We start from the raw sequence: 19206 nt of genomic DNA on the forward strand, positions 1-19206 counted from the left end.
GAATCGTATGCATAATATAACTTAATCATAATACACATAGTATAAATTGAATGTTAATATAACTATAGAGAACTTAATATAGTTATATTAACATTAGTAGTGAATGAATATCATTCATTGACATAAAGAACTACCCATGATATACTGTGAACAATACAAGAAAGGAGGAGTTTAGATATGACAAATATAAAAGAAAAATCAAGAAAAACATTTAATAATCAAGCAGATACCTATGACCAAGATATAAAGGGACAACATGCAAGAAATCTTTATCCAGTTTTACTTAAAACACTTTCAGATATTTCATATGATACTATTTTAGATTTAGGGTGTGGGACAGGAGCAGTATTACAAGCTATTTTAAATGAAGATTGTAGGAAAAAGGCTTATGGAATTGATATTTCTGAGAATATGCCAAATATAGCAAAAAATAAACTAAAAGGGAATGCTACCTTAGTTTTAGGAGATTCAGAGTATTTGCCATTTGAAAATGAATTTTTTGATGTTGTATATTGTAATGATTCTTTTCATCATTATCCTAAACCTAATAAGGTATTGTCAGAGGTATGTAGGGTATTAAAGCCAGAAGGAACCCTAATAATTTGTGACTGTTGGCAACCATTTTTATTTAGACATATAATAAATATTTTTATGAAGTACAATAAAGATGGAGATGTAAAAATGTACTCAGAAAAAGAAATATGTAAATTGTTAGCTGTAGATTTTAGAAACATTGTGTGGAAGAGCGTGAATCATACTTCATATATTGTGACCAGCATAAAATAAGAAAGTATAAAAGAAAAACACATAGAGAAAAACATATAAAGAAAATTACATAAAATAAAACATAAAAAATAAAAAAGTATAAAAAATAAAAAAGTATAAAAAAATAAAAAAGTATAAAAAATAAAAAATATGATACTTTATAATTTTGTAAATTTTTAACTCAAACCTGTTTAAATCTCAGGTATTTTTTAAAATTAATTAATGAATGAAATTCATTCATAAAGAGAAGGACACATGAGTACAAAAATGGATTTTATCACAGAGGATAAAAAAAATGTATAACAAAGATGTCTTTGCCATTAATAGTAGCTATGTTTTTAAACATGGCATATAATCTAGTAGACAGTATATGGATTGGTAATTTATTAGGAGAGACTGCTATGGCAGTACTTACAACTTCCACGCCAATTATTTTAACTCTGACATCTATAGCTATTGGGGCTACAAATGGTATATCTATTTTACTTTAGCAAGCAATTGGGGGCAAAAGAGCATAAAAAAGCAGAAAGTTTGATTTATACTTCGTTTTTGGTATCAATAATATTTTCATTGATTATTACTGGAGTTATTGAGCTATTGTTACCATCCATCTTAAAAATATTGGTCAAGTTATAATAGAAGATGGTTATGCTAAACCTGTTTAATTTATAAAACTATAAAGGTTAGATTAATATTTATATAAAAATTGAGATGATTTTAATATAAAAGATATATTTAAATAGAATATAAAATTATTTTTAACTAATACTTCCAAAAATGTCCAATTGAATATATAATGTAATTATAAAAGCAAGCTATTTTTATAGTAGTGGTTAATTCTCTAATAAGGAGGGTGTAAAATGGCTAGTATGATTATGGAAGTTGTAGGAGTATTGTTTATAGTAATTGGATTAATTTTGACATTTGTTGAGATAAAAGGAAACTTCCCTTCTTTTTATGGTTTTGGTCAGAATGCTATAGGTAAAAATGCTATAGGAATTATAGCAGCAGGAATAGCATTAATTTTCTTTAGAAATGGTATAGACAGCATAGATTCTATAGCTACTTATGGTATATTTTTAGCGATAGAGCTTGTTGTAATCTCTGCATATTTCTTAATAAGAAGAAAGTTTTGTAGAGAAGATAAAAATTTAAGAGTTAACTAATAAAGTTGTCTACTATAAAATTAGAAAATTCAAAAAATAAATAAAATATTGCTTTTAAGTATTTAAAGTTCAAGAAACTATATTCTATATAAAAACAGAATGTGGTTTCTTTTTTTAGTGCAATAGCTTTAATAAAATTCTAATTGTAGAACAGGGTATAAAAGAAGGGGTCTTTCGTTATAAAAATGTGGCTTTAGATACTAAGTTCTTGGTGTTTGGTATTATTCATACTTTTAATGGGGCTATTTCCACATCATTCAAAGACAAATTATCTATAAATGATAATATTCTAAAAGGAAGTGTTGGAGTTGCACCAAATGTTACAGTTAAGCTGGAAAGTCGAAATGGAAATATAAAGGTTGATAAATAAAAATAGACAAAAGAATTATCAATTTTATAAAGTTCATAAAGTAGAGAATTATAAATTGAATAAATAAAACAATACTATAATAAATATTTTTTGTATACATAATTTTAATAATATGATGAAAAACTTTTAAATAACTTTATTTAAAAGTTTTTTTATTTCCACAAATAGAGATAGAATCCCAAAAATATATAAAAAAATCCATTATAACAAAAAATTAAACAAAAATAGTATTGACCTTTGTGTTGCACAAAGATATAGAATTCTAATCAAAGGAAAATGGTTTTTAATAGAAAAAGTTTTGACCAAAAACAAATCATACAAAGGAGAAATTATTATGAAAAATGAAAGTATAAGAGAAAATATGTCAGTATTTGGAGAGGTAATACAACCTTATGAAATTCAAGATTTCCTTAGGTTAATCAATTTAACAAAAACAGCATTTAGCCAAGAACTTAGCAAAATAGAAATAATGCCAGGCGGGCTTACAAATAAAAACTTTAAGCTTGAGATTGAAGATGGCACTCAAATAGCAATGCGTGTAGCAGGAGTAGGAACAGCAGGATATATAAATCGTCCAGCAGAAAAGCACAATGCTTCTTTAATGTCATGTCTTGGAATAGCTCCAGAAATATATTACTATGACCCAAAAACAGGTTCACAACTTTGTGAATTTATAAAATCAGATACAATGCATGCAGAGGATTTTATAAATAATTCAGATGTAGTCATGAAATCAGCAGAAATTATGAGAAAATACCATGATAGTGGAATGGAGTTTAAAAGTGTATTTAACCCAATAGCTAAGATGAAAGAGTACATACAAATACTTAAAGAAAATGGTTTTGATAAGAGATATGATGGATGGGATAGCATAACAGAAAAAGTAGATATAATAGAAGTTGCTTATCAAAATAATCCACAAAAATTAGTTCCTTGTCACAATGATACACTAGCAGAAAACTTTATGTATGATGGAAAAGTTATGCGTGTAATAGACTGGGAATACGGTGGAACAAATGATAGATTTTACGATATGGCATGTGTGTGTGTGGAAAATCCTCTTCCAAAAGATAAAGAGGAGCTTTATGTAAGAACATACTTTGGCGGAGAACCAACAGAAGAACAAAGAGCAAGATTGCTTACAAGTAAGTTTTTAGTTAATGCACACTGGTCTTTATGGTCATTAGTTCAAATAACATATGGTAAAGACCATGACTTCTATTGGGAATATGGAAGAACTCGTGCAGCTGATTGTATAGAGTTTATGAAGGATGAAAACTTTGAACATTACTTAGATATAATAAATGACCCTAACTTTACAGAATCTGTAGAACCACTAGCATAAGAAGTATTTATTATGAGAAATATTAAATAAAAATTAAGTAATAAAGAGCTGATTAATGTTTTTAGTACATAGGGGGTACACTGTATGGAATTATTAGGAGACTCAGTACTGTATATCATCATGGCTTGTTGTGTAGCTGGAGGTTTAGCAAAGATTTTCAAAGAAGAATCGGAGCTAGCTAAATCTTTTGATGAAGGCTTACATACTATGGCAACGATGTTTATACCAATAGTAGGTCTTATGGTATCTGTTCCGTATCTAAAGGTCGGGGTAGAGAAAATATTTGGAAAGTTGTTTAGTATGTTTGGCGCAGACCCAGTGGTAGCAGCAGCTATGATTATGCCACCAGATTGCGGTTCATATGCTTTAGCTATAGAAATTGGGAAAACAAGTGAAATATTAGTGATAGTATTAGCAGTTGGATTTATGTGTGCATCGACAGTGGCATTTAATATTCCAATAGGACTTTCAATTTTAGATAAAAAAGATTACAAGTACCTAGCTTTAGGAGCTATGTCTGGATTTTTATCAGTACCTTTTGGAGTATTCACGTCATATATGGTTGCATTACTTACAAATCCTACAATACGTACAACACTTTCTACAGTAGGAAATTCTAATTATACTTTAAATTTAAGTATGCTAATGATTTTCCAAAATCTAATTCCTATTGTTGTGGTGTGTGTGTTGCTTGCATTAGGGTTAAAATTGTTCCCTAATGGAATGATAAAAGGATTCATGTATTTTGGAAAAGGTCTTACAAGCATATTAATAATAGTCGTAGTATCATCTATTGTTGAACACTATACAGGTATTTTCACTAAAGTATTTGGAAGTTGGGGATTTGACCCAATGTTTGCAGATGAGAAAGAAATGTTTAGGTCTATTGAGCTTCTAGGGAGTATTGCAATGATGCTTTGTGGAGCATTCCCAATGGTTTACCTTATACGTAAGTATTTTAAAAAGCCACTGGAAAAGCTTGGTTCAATAGCTGGGCTAGATAGTGCTGGTAGTGCTGGATTAGTTGCATGTATGGCAAATGGTATCGCAATTTTTGGACTAGTCAAAGATATGAAACCAACAAGTAAAGTAATATCTATGTCGTTTTTAGTTTGTGCAGGATATTCTTTAGGAGATTTTATAGCTTTCAATGTCAATTTCCAACCAAACTTGGTTATTGCAATACTTGTTGGTCAAATAGTAGGTGGAGTAATAGGTATAATATTTGCAAAATTAATTGCAGTTCCATACGTTCTTAAGATGGAAAAAGAAGATGAGGTAGATGAAGCTTAGAGTAAAATTGATAAAAAAATAACAAAAACAAAGAAAATTAAGGGGAGTAGTTATGATTAAATATAAAACAATAAATTCTTTAAAATCACCTAGATTTGCAGGAATTAAAACATTCATGAGATTACAAAATGTAGTTACAACAGACGATGTAGATTTTGCTGTTGTTGGTATACCATTTGATTCATGTGCTACATTTAGAGTTGGTGCTAGATTTGGTCCATCATCAATAAGAGAAATGTCAGTTCTAGGTTGTAAACCATATAATCCAGTTCTTGATGTTGGTATATTTGACTATTGTTCTGGGGTAGACTATGGTGATTTAGGCTCTGTACCAGGATATGTAGAAGATACATTTGATGTAATTACAGAGGGGATGTTACCTATCTTTGAAAATGGTGTAGTTCCAATAGCTATGGGAGGAGACCATAGTGTAACATTACCAGAATTAAGAGCTTGTCATAAGGTTCATGGACCAGTTGCTTTAATACACTTTGACTCTCATTATGATACAATAGCAGAATATTTTGGAAAGCCTTATAGTCATGGAACACCTTTCTACCATGCTGCTAAAGAAAATCTTGTTGATACATCTAAATCAATTCAAGTTGGAATAAGAGAAGGTTATTATGGTGAAGAAGATAAGTACCACTCAACTGATTTAGGGTATGAAGTTTTAAAAGCTGTTGAATGTCATAAGATGACTACAGAAGAAATAATAGAAAGAATTAAACAACGTGTTGGTGATTCAAAAGCATTCCTTACATTTGATATAGATTTTGTTGACCCAGCATATGCACCAGGGACAGGAACTCCTGTTATAGGCGGATTCTCATCTGCCCAAACATTAGAAATAATAAGAGGATTAAAGGAGTTAAATATAGTAGGCTATGACCTTGTTGAAGTTGCGCCACAATATGATGCTGGAAATGTTACTTCACTTACAGCTGCGGGTATAATGTATGAATTTATATCTCATATAGCTTATAAGAAAAAGCATAACATAAAGTATTAATATACAAGATTCTTGACTTTACTAAAATCCAATATTTACTAAAATAATGTCATAACGAAATATTGAAAGCTTAATAAAAGCTCCATAGATTGTTCTGTGGGGCTTTTGCTTAACAATTGTTTAATTTTAAATAAGTTTTTATAAAAGAGGAGATTAGATTGAATAATTTTGAAATAAAAACCAAAGTAAAATTTGGAGTAGGTTCTTTAGAATATTTACAAGAGATAAAAGATAAAAAAGTGTTGGTTATAACAGACCCTTTTATGGTTAAATCAAAAACTATAGATAAAATCTTAGTAAATTTAAAACACAGTACATATGAAGTATTTAGTAATATAGTACCAGACCCACCTATAGATACAGTAGTACAAGGCATAGAAGTATTAAAAAATATAAAGCCAGATACAGTAATAGCTTTAGGTGGAGGTTCTGCAATAGATGCAGCCAAAGCTATAAAGGATTTTTCAAAGCAAATTTTAAGAACTAATGAAATCGAATTTATTGCTATCCCAACAACAAGTGGAACTGGCTCAGAAGTAACATCATTTTCTGTAATCACAGATAAGCAAAAAGGTGCAAAGTATCCTCTAGTGTCAGATGAATTAATTCCAGACATAGCAATACTAGACCCAGAGTTGGTTAAAACAGTGCCAGATTTTATAACAGCAGATACTGGAATGGATGTTTTGACACATGCATTAGAAGCATATGTATCAGTAAATTCTAATGATTTTTCTGATGCACTTGCTGAAAAGGCAATAAAACTAGTATTTGAATATTTATTGAAAGCATATAAGGATGGAAATGATTTAGAGGCTAGAGAAAAAATGCATAATGCATCTTGTCTAGCTGGAATGGCATTTAATCAAGCATCATTAGGAATAAATCACTCCATAGCACATGTTCTAGGTGGAAAGTTTCATATACCACATGGAAGAGCAAATTCAATATTATTGCCACATGTAATAGAATACAATGCTAATATCACAGGATATTTAAATACAGACTACTCATTATCAGCAAAAAAATATACACAAATATCAAAGTTAATAGGACTGAGTACCTCAAATACAAGAAGTGGTGTAAAGAGTTTAGTTAATGAAATAAAGAAATTACAAAAAGAACTAAACATGCCAACTAAATTGAGAGAATGCAATGTAAGTTTTGAAGAACTAAGTAATTTACAGAGTGAAATAGCAGTTTTGGCTATTCAAGATGGATGTACTAATGCAAATCCTAAAGTTCCCATAGAAGAAGACATAATAGAAATACTAAATAAAATTAAGTAAAAATGTGATAAAAATTAGGGGGCAAAATTGAACGAAGAAACTAAACAAAGAATTATACAAGAATATGTTCCAGGAAAGCAAGTAACACTTGCTCATATAATAGCTAATCCAAATGAGGATATATACAAAAAGTTAGGATTAATACTAGATAGAAAAGATGCAATAGGTATTCTTACAATAACACCGAGTGAAGCTTCAATAATAGCAGCAGATGTAGCAACAAAATCATCAGATATAACGCTTGGATTTATAGATAGATTTAGTGGGTCTTTAGTAATATCTGGAGATGTGAGTTCTGTAGAATCTGCATTAAATGAAGTATTAGAAGTGTTAGGTGAGATGTTGAATTTTTCATCAACTAAGATAACGAGGACATAAAATGAAAAATATAATTTTTATGGGAAAAACAAGTAGTGGAAAGACGACTCTTTGCCAAAAACTAGATGAGCTAGAGATTAAATATAAGAAAACACAGTCAATAGAAATTTATAAAAATGCAATAGATACACCAGGTGAATATATGGAAAATAGAGCATTGTATAATGCTTTAATAACTACAGCTGTAGATGCTAAAGTAGTGGCTATAGTTTATGATGCAACTCAAGAAGAAAATTATATGGCACCAGGTTTTGCAAGTATATTTTGTAAAGAAACTATAGGCATTCTGACTAAGATAAATAAATTAGATAAAAATCAAATAGATTTAGGAATAGAAAGATTAACGTTAGCAGGAGTCAATAAAATATTTAAAGTAGACACAATAGATGATGTAGGTATAGATGAATTATTTGAATATTTAAATGAGATAAGCTCATTGGAAGAAAAATATTGATAGTCTATAGAACAATCTAACTTCTTTGTTTAAGAAATACTTTTAAATTATGAGGTGAGAAAATGAGAGAAGAGTTATTAAGTGTTGGGATAGATATTGGGACAAGTACTACTCAACTAATATTTTCTAAATTGATAGTTGAAAACACTGCATCTAGTTTTTCAGTACCTAGGATAAGTATAATAGACAAAGAAATTGTATATAAAAGTGAAATATACTTTACACCTCTTATCTCCAATAATGAGATAAATGGAAATGAAATAAAAAACATAGTTGATAGTGAATATAAAAAAGCAAATATATCTAAAGAAGACATACATACAGGTGCAGTTATTATAACTGGAGAAACTGCAAGAAAAGAAAATGCAAATTATGTACTTCATAATTTAAGTGGGTTTGCAGGAGACTTTGTGGTGGCAACAGCAGGACCAGATTTAGAAAGTATCATATCTGGCAAAGGAGCAGGGGCCCATATTTATTCTAAAAATCATTCAACTAATGTTGTAAATTTAGATGTAGGTGGAGGAACTAGCAATTTAGCTTTATTTAAAAGAGGTGAAGTATTAGATACTGGCTGTCTAGATATAGGTGGGAGACTTATAAAAATAGACAAGCATAGTAAAAAAATAACTTATATATCACCTAAGATAGAAAAAATCATAAAAGATTATAATTTAGGTCTTCAAATAGGAACTATAGCAACCATAGAAAACACAAAGCCAATAATAGATATAATGGTTGATTTAATATTACAAAGTATAGGAATAAAAAAGAAAACGAGTCTATTTGAGTTTATGGTAACTAATAAATCTATAAACTTAAGTGAAAAGATAGATAACATATCTTTTTCTGGTGGGGTCGCTGATTATATCTACTATGATAAAAAAATAGATGAATATTTTAAATATGGAGACTTAGGTATTTTATTAGGGCAAGCGATAAAAAATTGTGATGAACTAAAAAAAATAAATGTAATAACTCCATTAGAAACTATTAGAGCTACAGTAGTAGGTGCTGGTTCTCATACTACTGAAGTAAGTGGAAGTACTATAACTTATACAAGTGAAGATTTTCCACTTAAAAACTTACCTGTTTTAAAACTATCACGAGAAGAAGAAAGTAGCAATGAAAAGGCATTAAGTGAAAGTATAAAAAATAAGTTAAATTGGTTTAAGTTAGAAAATGACTTACAAAAAATTGTTATCGCTATAGAAGGAAGTAAAAATCCAAGCTTTTTAGAAATTCAAGAGTATGCACGTGGATTAGTGAGTGGTATGGAAGAAATTATAGAAAATGACTTGCCATTTGTAGTAATTATAGAAAATGACATGGCAAAAGTATTAGGACAATCTATTTGTGCAGTTTTAGATTACAAAAAAGATATTATTTGTATAGATAGTATTAAGGTTGAAAATGGAGACTACATAGATATTGGAAAGCCAATAGCTGAAGGTAAGGTGTTACCTGTAGTAATAAAGACATTAGTTTTTAATTAAAAAAGGGGGTAAGGAGATGATTTTAAAGACAAAATTATTTGGGCGTACTTATCAGTTCAAAGGATTATATGATGTAATGGCAAAAGCAAATGAAGAAAAGTCTGGTGATAAGTTAGCTGGTCTTGCAGCTCAAAGTGCCGAAGAAAGAGTGGCAGCAAAAGTAGTTTTATCTCATATAAAATTAGAGGATATAAGAAACAGTCCCGCAGTTCCTTATGATGAAGATGAGGTCACAAGAATAATTCAAGATGGAGTAAATGAAAAAGTTTATAGTGAAATAAAGGACTGGACTGTTTCAGAACTTAGAGAGTGGCTATTAGATAGTGAAACAAGTAGTTTAGATATAAAAAGAGTTTCAAGAGGATTAACTTCAGAAATGATAGCAGCAGTTGCAAAGCTAATGTCAAATATGGACTTAGTTTATGCAGCAAAAAAAATTAAAGTTACAGCTCATTGTAATACAACAATAGGAGAAGAAGGTACTTTATCAGTTAGACTTCAACCAAATCATCCAACAGATGACCCAGATGGAATACTTGCATCACTTCTAGAAGGATTAACTTTTGGAATAGGTGATGCAGTATTAGGATTAAACCCAGTTGATGATTCAGTTGAAAGTGTAACTAAAGTATTAAAGAGATTTGAGGAAGTAAAACAAAAATATAAAATACCTACTCAGACTTGTGTGTTGGCACACGTTACAACACAAATGGAAGCTATAAGAAATGGTGCTCCAACAGATTTAATATTCCAATCAATAGCTGGTTCTGAAAAAGGAAATGAAGCTTTTGGATTTAATTCAGAAACTATTGAAGAAGCAAGAAATTTAGCTTTAAAGCATGGAACAGCTACTGGTCCAAATGTAATGTATTTTGAAACAGGGCAAGGCTCAGAGCTTTCTTCAGAAGCACATCATGGGATAGACCAAGTTACTATGGAAGCTAGATGTTATGGATTTGCTAAAAAGTTTGAGCCGTTTTTAGTAAACACAGTAGTTGGATTTATAGGGCCAGAGTATCTATATGATGCAAAGGAAGTAATGAGGGCAGGACTAGAAGACCACTTTATGGGTAAATTACATGGATTACCAATGGGTGTTGATGTTTGCTATACAAACCATATGAAAGCAGACCAAAATGATATGGAAAATTTAGCGATATTATTAACTACAGCTGGATGTACATATTTTATGGGCATACCTCATGGAGATGATGTAATGCTTAACTACCAAACTACAGGATACCATGAGACAGCATCACTTAGAGAAATGTTTGGACTTACAGGAATAAAAGAGTTTGATGCTTGGATGGAACAAATGGGCTTCTCTAAAGATGGTAAATTAACAGAAAAAGCTGGAGATGCATCAATATTATTAGGGTAGGAGGTCTTAAGTATGAATGAAAAAGATTTAAAAGCATTAGTAGAGCAGTTAGTAAATCAAATGGCTGGTCAAATTGATTCTAGTGTTGTAAATGAAGTTGTTGAAAATACAGTAGACAAAGTAAATAAAAGTACAATAGACGATGATGCTTGCATAGAAGATATAACGGAAATAGATTTAAAAAAGCAATTATTAGTAAAAAATCCTAAGGATGCAGAAGCCTATTTAGATATGAAATCTAAAACTCCTGCAAGAATAGGTATAGGTAGATGTGGAGCTAGATATAAAACAGAAACAGTTTTAAGATTTAGAGCAGACCATGCTGCTGCACAAGATGCTGTTTTCTCTTATGTAGATGAAGATTTCGTGGAAAATAGCAACTTAATAAAAATAGAAACTTTATGTAAGGATAAAGATGAATTTTTAACTAGACCAGACCTTGGAAGAAAGTTTTCAAGTGAAACTATAAATTTTATAAAAACGCAAATAGGTACAAATCAGAAAGTATTAATAATGGCAGGAGATGGACTAAGTTCAGCTGCTATAGAGGCCAATTCAAATGACTGTATTATGGCTATAAAGCAAGGTTTAAAGATGTATGGAATTGAAGTGGGAGATATTGTATTTGTTAAACATTGTAGAGTTGGGGCTATGGACCATTTAGGTGAAGAGTTAGACTGTGAAGTTGTATGTGTGTTAATTGGAGAAAGACCAGGTCTTGTTACAGCAGAATCTATGTCAGCATATATTACATATAAGCCTAAAGTTGGTATAGCAGAAGCCAAGAGAACAGTGGTGTCAAACATCCATAAAGGTGGAACTACTGCTGTTGAAGCAGGTGCACATATAGCTGAACTTATAAAAACAATTTTAGATAAGAAAGCTTCTGGAATTGATTTAAAATAATAACTTAAAGGAGTACAAGTTATGAAAAATGATGTAATTCGTCCTAAAATACTGGGAATTAAAATGATTTCAAACATAAGTCCAGAAATGGCACAAAAGCTAGAATTAAATTCTGACCATAAAAGTTTAGGGTTTATAACTGCTGATTGTGATGATGTGACATATACTGCCCTTGATGAAGCAACTAAAGCTTCAGAAGTTGATGTTGTATATGCAAAGTCAATGTATGCAGGTGCTACAAATGCTTCAACAAAACTTGCTGGTGAGGTATTAGGTATAATAGCAGGACCAAGCCCAGCTGAAGTAAGAAGTGGATTAAATGCAGTAGTTGATTTTATGGAATACGGAGCAACTTTTATAAGTGCAAATGATGATGATTCAATAGTATATTATGCTCACTGTGTATCTAGAACAGGAACATATCTTTCTAAAGTGGCAGGAATCAAAGAAGGAGAAGCCATAGCTTATTTAGTAGCACCACCTTTAGAAGCTATGTATGCACTAGATGCAGCATTAAAAGCAGCAGATGTAAGTCTATGTGAATTATTTGCACCTCCAACTGAAACAAACTTTGGTGGAGCATTACTTACAGGTTCTCAATCAGCTTGTAAAGCAGCTTGTGATGCTTTTGCTGAAGCTGTTAAATCTGTAGCTGATGACCCAACAAGGTTTTAAAGATAAATGAATGCTGTAGGTTTAATAGAAGTAATAGGATATGTTGCTGCAATAGAGGCATGTGATGCATGTGTAAAGTCTGCTAGTGTAAATATACTTAGCATTGAAAAAGTAGGAGCGGGAATAGTTACATTAACAATAGTTGGAGATGTAGGCGCAGTTAAATCAGCTATAGAAGCTGGAGAAGTAGCTGTAAACAAGGTTGGAGTATTAAGAGCAACTCATGTAATACCAAGGATACATAAAGAAGTAGCTGATAATTTATTTAAAAAAGAAGAAAGAATTACTCAGAAATATAATGAAGTTAGCGAAATACCAATCAAAGAAAATATGAAGATAGAAGAAAATGAAGATACAAATGTAGAAGCTTTAGAAGAAGATGTAAAAGTTGAAGAAAATGAAAATACAGAAACCTTAGAAGAAGACATAAAAATTGAAGAAAATGAAAATACAAATATAGAAACTTTAAATGAAGTAAAACCAGTAAAAGATGAGGTCACTAATAATAGAAATTTATTAAATATGAATATAAAAGAATTAAAAACTTTAGCTAGAGAATACGATTCTTCTTTGACTAATAAAGAATTAAATTCTTTGAGAAAAGAAGACCTAGTAGATTTAGTTTATAAATTGATTAGAGAGGATAAATAAAGATGGAAATTTTAGATAAAGATTTATTATCTATACAAGAAGTTAGAAATCTTGTAAAAAAAGCTAAAGAAGCTCAAGTTAAACTTTCCAGAATGAGCCAAGAACAAATAGATAAAATAGTTAAGTCAATGGCAGAGGCAGCATATGAAAATGCTGCTAAATTGGCTAAAATGGCCAATGAAGAAACTGGGTTTGGAAAATATGAAGATAAAATAGTTAAAAATACATTTGCATCTAAAATGTTATATGAAGCAATAAAAGATATGAAGACTATTGGGATAATAGGTGAAAATAAGGCAGAAAAAACGGTTGATATAGCTACACCAGTAGGAGTAGTAGCAGGGCTTATACCATCAACAAATCCAACATCAACAGTAATCTACAAAGCTATGATTTCTATAAAATCAGGAAATTCAATAATTTTCTCACCACATCCAAATGCAAAAAAATGTATACTTGAGACTATAAAAATAATAAGTGAGGCAGCTATAAAAGCAGGAAGTCCAGAAGATATTATATTAGGTATAACTAATCCCAGCCTTAAAGGTACTAATGAATTAATGAAGCATAAGGATACTAAACTTATTTTAGCAACTGGCGGAGAGGCTATGGTTAGAGCTGCTTATTCATCAGGAACACCTGCCATAGGAGTAGGACCAGGAAATGGACCAGCATTTATAGATAAGAGTGCAGATATTAAGTTAGCAGTTAAAAGAATATTAGATTCTAAAACTTTTGATAACGGTGTAATATGTGCATCTGAACAATCTATAATAGTAGAAAAATCTATGGAAGATATAATTGTTAATGAACTGAAAAATCAAGGGGCTTATTTCTTAAATGAAGAAGAAAGTGAAAAGCTGTCTAAATTTATATTAAGAGCAAATGGAACAATGAATCCTCAAATAGTTGGAAAGAGTGTAGAAACACTTGCTAAATTAGCTAATTTAAGTAATGTGCCAAGTTATGCTAAAGTACTTATAGCAAGAGAATCTAGAGTAGGAAATGATGTAGCTTATTCTAGAGAAAAACTGACTCCAATACTTGCATTTTATGTAGAGGAAAATATTGAATCTATTATGCAAAAATCTAGAGAGATACTTTTAAATGAAGGTGCTGGTCACACATTCTCAATGCATGCTAATGATGAGGAACTTGTAAAGAAATTTGCACTTAATATACCAGTATCAAGAATAATAGTAAATGCACCATCTGCACTTGGAGGAATAGGTGGAGCAACAAACTTATCACCAGCTTTAACATTAGGGTGTGGAGCTATAGGTGGAAGTTCAACTTCAAATAATGTAGGACCATTAGACTTATTAAATATAAAGAAAATAGCCTATGGAGTTAAAGAAATAGAAGAACTTAGAGGTACAAATTCTAAAGTAGAAAAATCAATATTTGACTCTATGGATAGAGAAGAACTAATAAATGTATTAGTAAAAAAGATAGCTTTAGAGCTATGTTAGATTTTGAAAAACTAAAATAATTTTAAAAAATATTAATATAAAATTTTGGAGGTAAGCATTATGGCAAATGCAAACGCATTAGGGATGATAGAAACTAAAGGATTAGTAGGAGCAATAGAAGCAGCAGACGCAATGGTTAAGGCTGCCAATGTTCAATTAGTTGGAAAAGAGCAAGTAGGTGGAGGTTTAGTTACAGTAATGGTAAGAGGTGATGTTGGAGCTGTTAAAGCTGCTACAGATGCAGGTGCTTCTGCTGCGGAGAGAGTTGGAGATTTAGTATCTGTTCATGTTATACCAAGACCACACTTTGAAGTAGATGCTATATTACCAAAAGTAAATGTTGATTAATAAGTTTATATAGTAAATAAAATTTAAATTTGATAAAAAGGGGATGTCAATATATTTTGAGGGGTCCCCTTTTATACATCTAATAGGAGATGTGATAAAATGAGTGTTTTAACAGAGAATCAAATAAGAAAAGAAATGCGTGAAAATAAAGGGAATATAACTGAATATTACATTGAAAAAGGTCAAATTATAACTCCTTTAGCAAAGTCTTTTTTAGCCGAAAAAAAGATTGAAATAAAATATATTGATAATATTTCAAATGAAAATAATAAGAATAAGGAAGCTATAAAAGAAACCGTAAGAGAAGAATCTTATAAGTACAAAACTGTATTTGGAGCTAAGTTAAATGAAAAGCCAGAACATATGACTCATTTAAATGGAGATATATTAGTATTTAAAGACCATAAAAGGATAATTTTAAGGGGAAAGATAGACTCGTTAGAATCAAAAATACTAGAAGTTCAAGTTTTATGCAACAAAAAGAGTCTTGGAAAATTAGTAAATGAATTACAAGAAATATTAGAGTTTGTAAGGAAAATAATGAGATGTGAAGTGTTAGAAGAAAAATTAGATAGCTTTAAGCTTTTAGGTCTATCTGAAAAAGAGTTGAGAGAGCATTCTCATAATCCTAAAAAATATTTTGGTATAGGTCATGAATTTCCAACTTATAAAATGGGTGAAGAAGTAGTACTCATAAATAGTATAAGAACTAGTACTAGGGAAGCTGAACTCTGTGCATATGAAGCGTTTAAAGGTGAATATGGAGAAGTTGAGAGAGAAGATTTAATAAAAGCTCTTAATAGATTGTCATCAGTGTTCTGGATTATAATTTATAAAATAAGAACTGGACAATACCAGTAGTTGGGGGAAGTTTATGGAAAACCTATTAAATGAAATAGTAAAAGAAGTAGTAAGTAGAGTTAAAAAAGAAGTATTTATAGAAGTTGAAGCGTCAGGAAGACATGTACATTTAAGTGAAGAAGATGTAGAAAAATTATTTGGTAAAGAATATATATTAACAAAATTAAAAGATTTATCTCAACCAGGTCAATATGCTTGTAAAGAAAGAATTACAATAATTGGACCAAAGGGTACATTAAAAAATGTTGTAGTCCTTGGACCTTGTAGAAAGAAAACACAAGTAGAAATATCACTAACAGATGGTTCCATATTAGGATTGAAGCCACCAATAAAGCAAAGTGGAGATTTAGAAAATACTTTAGGTATTAAAATAGCTACAGAAAAAGGAGAGATTGAACTTCAAAAAGGTCTTATGGTAGCAAAAAGACATATACACATGTCGATAGAAGATGCCAAAAAATTTAATGTGGGAGACAATGAGGTAGTTGAAGTTAAAGTATTTGGTAAAAGACCTCTAATATTTGATGATGTAGTTGTTAGGGTTAGCGATAAGTTTAAAACTTATATGCATATAGATTACGATGAGGCAAATGCATGCGCATATTCAAAAGGAAGTATTGCAAGGATAATAAAGAGATAGCTATATATCTAGAAAGGAAAGCTTATGGATTACAACAATCTTATAGAGATTATAGTAGAAGAACTTTACAAAAAAATAAATACTACGAATGTTGGATATATAGAAAATGAAAATAGAAAAAAAGTAATTATATTATATGAAAATGATAAAAGTAAATTTGACTTATTAAATGATAAGTTTAATATAGAAATGTTTGATAGTGCTACAAAAGATTGTGATGCAGTAATAGTATCAAAACTTTGTATGAGGGGTATTTGCAACTTAGCATTAGGAAATAGTTTTTCAAATGAAGAAAGATTTCTATTAAAAATGCTTATGAAAGGTAAGAAAGTATATGTGTTAGATGAAGGAATAGAATACAAACTCTATAAAGACACTGCACCTAAAGCACTATACAATAAATACAGAGCTTATGAAGAGGATATTTGTAGGTATGGAGTAAAGATTATAAAGAATTTAAATGAGATAACATTAAGTGAGAGAGCATTTAGTGAGGAAACGTTTAATAAAGAAATATTGAATGAAGAAATATTGAACGAAGAAAAAGTAAAAATAGATGATAATTTTAGCATAGATTTGACACAAAAAAGGCTTATATCTGAGTCTGATTTGAGAAAGCCTATGATAAGTGGAACTAAGGATATTATCGTAAGCAAAAATAGTATAATAACTCCATTAGCTATTGATTTTATAAGAATACATAATATAACAGTAAAAAGAATATAGTGGAGGAGACTTATGGAAATAGGAAAAATAGTTGGTAATGTATGGGCAACAAGAAAAGATGAAAAGTTAAATGGACAAAAATTCTTAGTTGTGAAACTATTAAATGCTAAAGATACATATAAAGAAGGTTTTTTAGTAGCAGCAGATAATGCAGGGGCAGGGAATGGAGATTTAGTTCTTATAACTAGAGGCTCTGCTGCTAGAACTTCAATAGAAAGACAGAGTGTTCCAATAGATGCAACTATAGTTGGTATAGTCGATTCTCTTGAATTTGCGGATGAATAACAAATGAGTAAAAGTATTGGTGATATAGAGATATAAGGTTAAGGAGGTAATAAGAGATGGATATAAGTACATTAAACAAAGATATGTTGGAAGTCTTAGTTAGACAAATAATAGAAGAAAATTTAAATGGTTCTAAAAATAATATAGATTTTAATAGACACAAAGATATAAGTGGAATAACTTCTATAAAATTACCAAGAGTAAAGGTAGATGAAAGTAATAGATTAGATACTGGTAATCCAAATGATATAGTTTATACAAAAGATTTATTTACTTTAGAAGAAAGTCCAAGACTAGGTTGTGGAATTATGGAAATGAAAGAAACAACTTTCGATTGGACCTTAAATTATGATGAAGTAGACTATATAATAGAAGGAACTTTAGATATATTAATAGATGGCAGAAAGATAACAGCATCTGAAGGGGAACTAATACTCATACCAAAAGGAAGTAGTATAAAGTTTTCAGTACCTAATTATGCTAGGTTTATATATGTAACATACCCAGCAGATTGGGAATCACAAAAGTAATAAAAAGACTATGGATAAAAGTAAGTAAAAAGGCTATGATAAGCTAACAATCATAGCCTTTATGTAATAGACTATATTTTTTTTACTGGAACTTGAATTTCCATAAGCGTTTCATTTAAGTAACTAGTAAGAGTCACATCTATTTTAAATATTTGATAAATATCGCCATTAAGGCATAGGTTGTGCTCACTCATATACTCTTTTATAAAATCAAAAGATGGATGGTATCTTTCAAGTTCATCACCATCATAATACATAGAAAGATATAACCCCCCTGGAACAAGTTTTTTTAAAGAGGACTGTATATCATCATCTTCTATGAATATAAATGGAGATAAAGGAATATAATCTTTAGATTCGTCTAAAATTAAATCATTACCATAAGCACCCACTCTATCGCTTGCAACAATTGGAGCAATCTCATTTAAATGAGATTCCAATTCAGTTACAGCAAGAGCTAATTCATGAGGTCCACCAGTTGGTTTATCAAAGGTAATCATATATCTATCTGGAAGTGTAAGTTCTGTAATTGTATTTACTGGAGATAGAGAATCTAGTTGTTTTAAAAATTCAACCTTTTTATTTAATACCTTTTCAAGCTCTATTTTTTCTCTGATTTCTGAGTGAAGTGTTTCTTGGTATTTTTCAAAAATTTCAATAGATTTTTTGAAATTTCTGTCATTAAAATAACTTGTAATATCATTAATACACATTCCTAATTGTCTTAGTTCTTTTACAGTTCCTAACTCTTCATATTGAAGAATAGAGTAATATCTATATTTAGTATTAGGGTCTACGTAGTTAGGTTTTATAAGATTTATTCTGTCGTAATATCTTAGTGTTTCACTTGTAAGGTTTCTAAGTTTTGCTAATTGGGTAATTGACAAAAGTTTATTATGCACAATATTTACCTCCTATTTTAAGCTAAAAATTTTTAAAAGGAAAGATAGGCTTTTAATAGACGTCATATAAGGTGTTTAAATAAACTTTTTAGGAAAATGTAAACTAATTTAATTTGATAATACTAAATTATATTAATTTTCTTAACATAATAATATCAAAAAATAGGCAAAAAGTGAAGTATAAAGAACTGATTTTCTATGACCATTTTTATGGGAAAGTAAATATTAATTGAAAGGTGAAGTGTTTGGTATCACTTAGGT

23 protein-coding genes are annotated in these 19206 nt (G+C 30.1%); 22 read left to right on the forward strand and 1 reads right to left on the reverse strand.

Annotated features, from left to right (window positions below; translation table 11 throughout):
• Positions 1–177: 177 nt before the first annotated feature.
• The 22 genes from IC219_RS07165 (at position 178) to IC219_RS07270 (ending at position 18043) form a co-directional block, all read left to right on the forward strand.
• Complete coding sequence (locus IC219_RS07165; RefSeq protein ID WP_227831331.1) at positions 178–786, forward strand: class I SAM-dependent methyltransferase; 609 nt, start codon at positions 178–180, stop codon at positions 784–786.
• A gap of 287 nt (positions 787–1073) precedes the next feature.
• Complete coding sequence (locus tag IC219_RS21990) at positions 1074–1256, forward strand: MATE family efflux transporter (protein ID WP_413926926.1); 183 nt, start codon at positions 1074–1076, stop codon at positions 1254–1256.
• A gap of 369 nt (positions 1257–1625) precedes the next feature.
• Positions 1626–1931: a hypothetical protein gene (locus IC219_RS07175; RefSeq protein ID WP_227483046.1), complete on the forward strand. Its 306-nt coding sequence runs from the start codon at positions 1626–1628 to the stop codon at positions 1929–1931.
• A gap of 187 nt (positions 1932–2118) precedes the next feature.
• Positions 2119–2301: a hypothetical protein gene (locus IC219_RS07180; RefSeq protein ID WP_227831330.1), complete on the forward strand. Its 183-nt coding sequence runs from the start codon at positions 2119–2121 to the stop codon at positions 2299–2301.
• A 334-nt stretch (positions 2302–2635) separates the two neighbouring features.
• Positions 2636–3646 (forward strand): choline/ethanolamine kinase family protein, encoded by a 1011-nt coding sequence (locus IC219_RS07185; RefSeq protein WP_227824671.1) that lies wholly within the window; start codon positions 2636–2638, stop codon positions 3644–3646.
• A gap of 84 nt (positions 3647–3730) precedes the next feature.
• Positions 3731–4939, forward strand: coding sequence for an ethanolamine utilization protein EutH (locus IC219_RS07190; RefSeq protein WP_227831329.1), 1209 nt, complete (start codon positions 3731–3733; stop codon positions 4937–4939).
• A 52-nt stretch (positions 4940–4991) separates the two neighbouring features.
• Entirely contained in the window at positions 4992–5951 is a 960-nt protein-coding gene (speB, locus tag IC219_RS07195; RefSeq protein ID WP_227824673.1) for an agmatinase, read from the forward strand.
• A 158-nt stretch (positions 5952–6109) separates the two neighbouring features.
• A complete protein-coding gene (locus tag IC219_RS07200) occupies positions 6110–7240 on the forward strand; it encodes a 1-propanol dehydrogenase PduQ (RefSeq protein ID WP_227831328.1) in 1131 nt (376 codons plus the stop codon).
• A gap of 27 nt (positions 7241–7267) precedes the next feature.
• Positions 7268–7618: an ethanolamine utilization microcompartment protein EutS gene (eutS, locus tag IC219_RS07205; protein ID WP_227824675.1), complete on the forward strand. Its 351-nt coding sequence runs from the start codon at positions 7268–7270 to the stop codon at positions 7616–7618.
• A gap of 1 nt (position 7619) precedes the next feature.
• Positions 7620–8072, forward strand: coding sequence for a EutP/PduV family microcompartment system protein (locus tag IC219_RS07210; RefSeq protein ID WP_227831327.1), 453 nt, complete (start codon positions 7620–7622; stop codon positions 8070–8072).
• Between the two features lie 62 nt (positions 8073–8134).
• Complete coding sequence (gene eutA, locus IC219_RS07215) at positions 8135–9568, forward strand: ethanolamine ammonia-lyase reactivating factor EutA (RefSeq protein ID WP_227831326.1); 1434 nt, start codon at positions 8135–8137, stop codon at positions 9566–9568.
• Positions 9569–9584: 16 nt separating this feature from the next.
• Positions 9585–10949: an ethanolamine ammonia-lyase subunit EutB gene (locus IC219_RS07220; protein ID WP_227824678.1), complete on the forward strand. Its 1365-nt coding sequence runs from the start codon at positions 9585–9587 to the stop codon at positions 10947–10949.
• A 12-nt stretch (positions 10950–10961) separates the two neighbouring features.
• Positions 10962–11855: an ethanolamine ammonia-lyase subunit EutC gene (gene eutC / locus IC219_RS07225; protein WP_227831325.1), complete on the forward strand. Its 894-nt coding sequence runs from the start codon at positions 10962–10964 to the stop codon at positions 11853–11855.
• A gap of 21 nt (positions 11856–11876) precedes the next feature.
• A complete protein-coding gene (eutL, locus tag IC219_RS07230) occupies positions 11877–12530 on the forward strand; it encodes an ethanolamine utilization microcompartment protein EutL (RefSeq protein WP_227831324.1) in 654 nt (217 codons plus the stop codon).
• Between the two features lie 6 nt (positions 12531–12536).
• Positions 12537–13181: a BMC domain-containing protein gene (locus IC219_RS21895; protein WP_285891629.1), complete on the forward strand. Its 645-nt coding sequence runs from the start codon at positions 12537–12539 to the stop codon at positions 13179–13181.
• 2 nt (positions 13182–13183) lie between these two features.
• Entirely contained in the window at positions 13184–14653 is a 1470-nt protein-coding gene (locus IC219_RS07240; protein WP_227831323.1) for an acetaldehyde dehydrogenase (acetylating), read from the forward strand.
• 60 nt (positions 14654–14713) lie between these two features.
• Positions 14714–15001 (forward strand): BMC domain-containing protein, encoded by a 288-nt coding sequence (locus tag IC219_RS07245; RefSeq protein WP_227824682.1) that lies wholly within the window; start codon positions 14714–14716, stop codon positions 14999–15001.
• 99 nt (positions 15002–15100) lie between these two features.
• Positions 15101–15862 carry a cobalamin adenosyltransferase gene (locus tag IC219_RS07250; RefSeq protein WP_227831322.1) on the forward strand — a complete coding sequence of 254 codons (762 nt, stop codon included), beginning with the start codon at positions 15101–15103 and terminating at the stop codon, positions 15860–15862.
• 13 nt (positions 15863–15875) lie between these two features.
• Positions 15876–16502 carry an ethanolamine utilization phosphate acetyltransferase EutD gene (eutD, locus tag IC219_RS07255; RefSeq protein WP_227831321.1) on the forward strand — a complete coding sequence of 209 codons (627 nt, stop codon included), beginning with the start codon at positions 15876–15878 and terminating at the stop codon, positions 16500–16502.
• A gap of 24 nt (positions 16503–16526) precedes the next feature.
• Positions 16527–17228, forward strand: coding sequence for a TIGR02536 family ethanolamine utilization protein (locus tag IC219_RS07260; protein ID WP_227831320.1), 702 nt, complete (start codon positions 16527–16529; stop codon positions 17226–17228).
• Between the two features lie 12 nt (positions 17229–17240).
• Positions 17241–17513, forward strand: coding sequence for a EutN/CcmL family microcompartment protein (locus IC219_RS07265; RefSeq protein WP_227824686.1), 273 nt, complete (start codon positions 17241–17243; stop codon positions 17511–17513).
• A gap of 56 nt (positions 17514–17569) precedes the next feature.
• Positions 17570–18043: a cupin domain-containing protein gene (locus IC219_RS07270; protein ID WP_227831319.1), complete on the forward strand. Its 474-nt coding sequence runs from the start codon at positions 17570–17572 to the stop codon at positions 18041–18043.
• A 71-nt stretch (positions 18044–18114) separates the two neighbouring features.
• Here IC219_RS07270 and IC219_RS07275 read toward each other — a convergent pair whose 3' ends face one another.
• On the reverse strand, positions 18115–18945 hold the full coding sequence (locus IC219_RS07275; RefSeq protein ID WP_227824688.1) for a MerR family transcriptional regulator: 831 nt from the start codon (positions 18943–18945) through the stop codon (positions 18115–18117).
• Between the last annotated feature and the right edge of the window lie 261 nt (positions 18946–19206).

Source organism: Clostridioides sp. ES-W-0018-02, assembly GCF_020658175.1.
Taxonomy (GTDB): Bacteria; Bacillota; Clostridia; order Peptostreptococcales; family Peptostreptococcaceae; genus Clostridioides.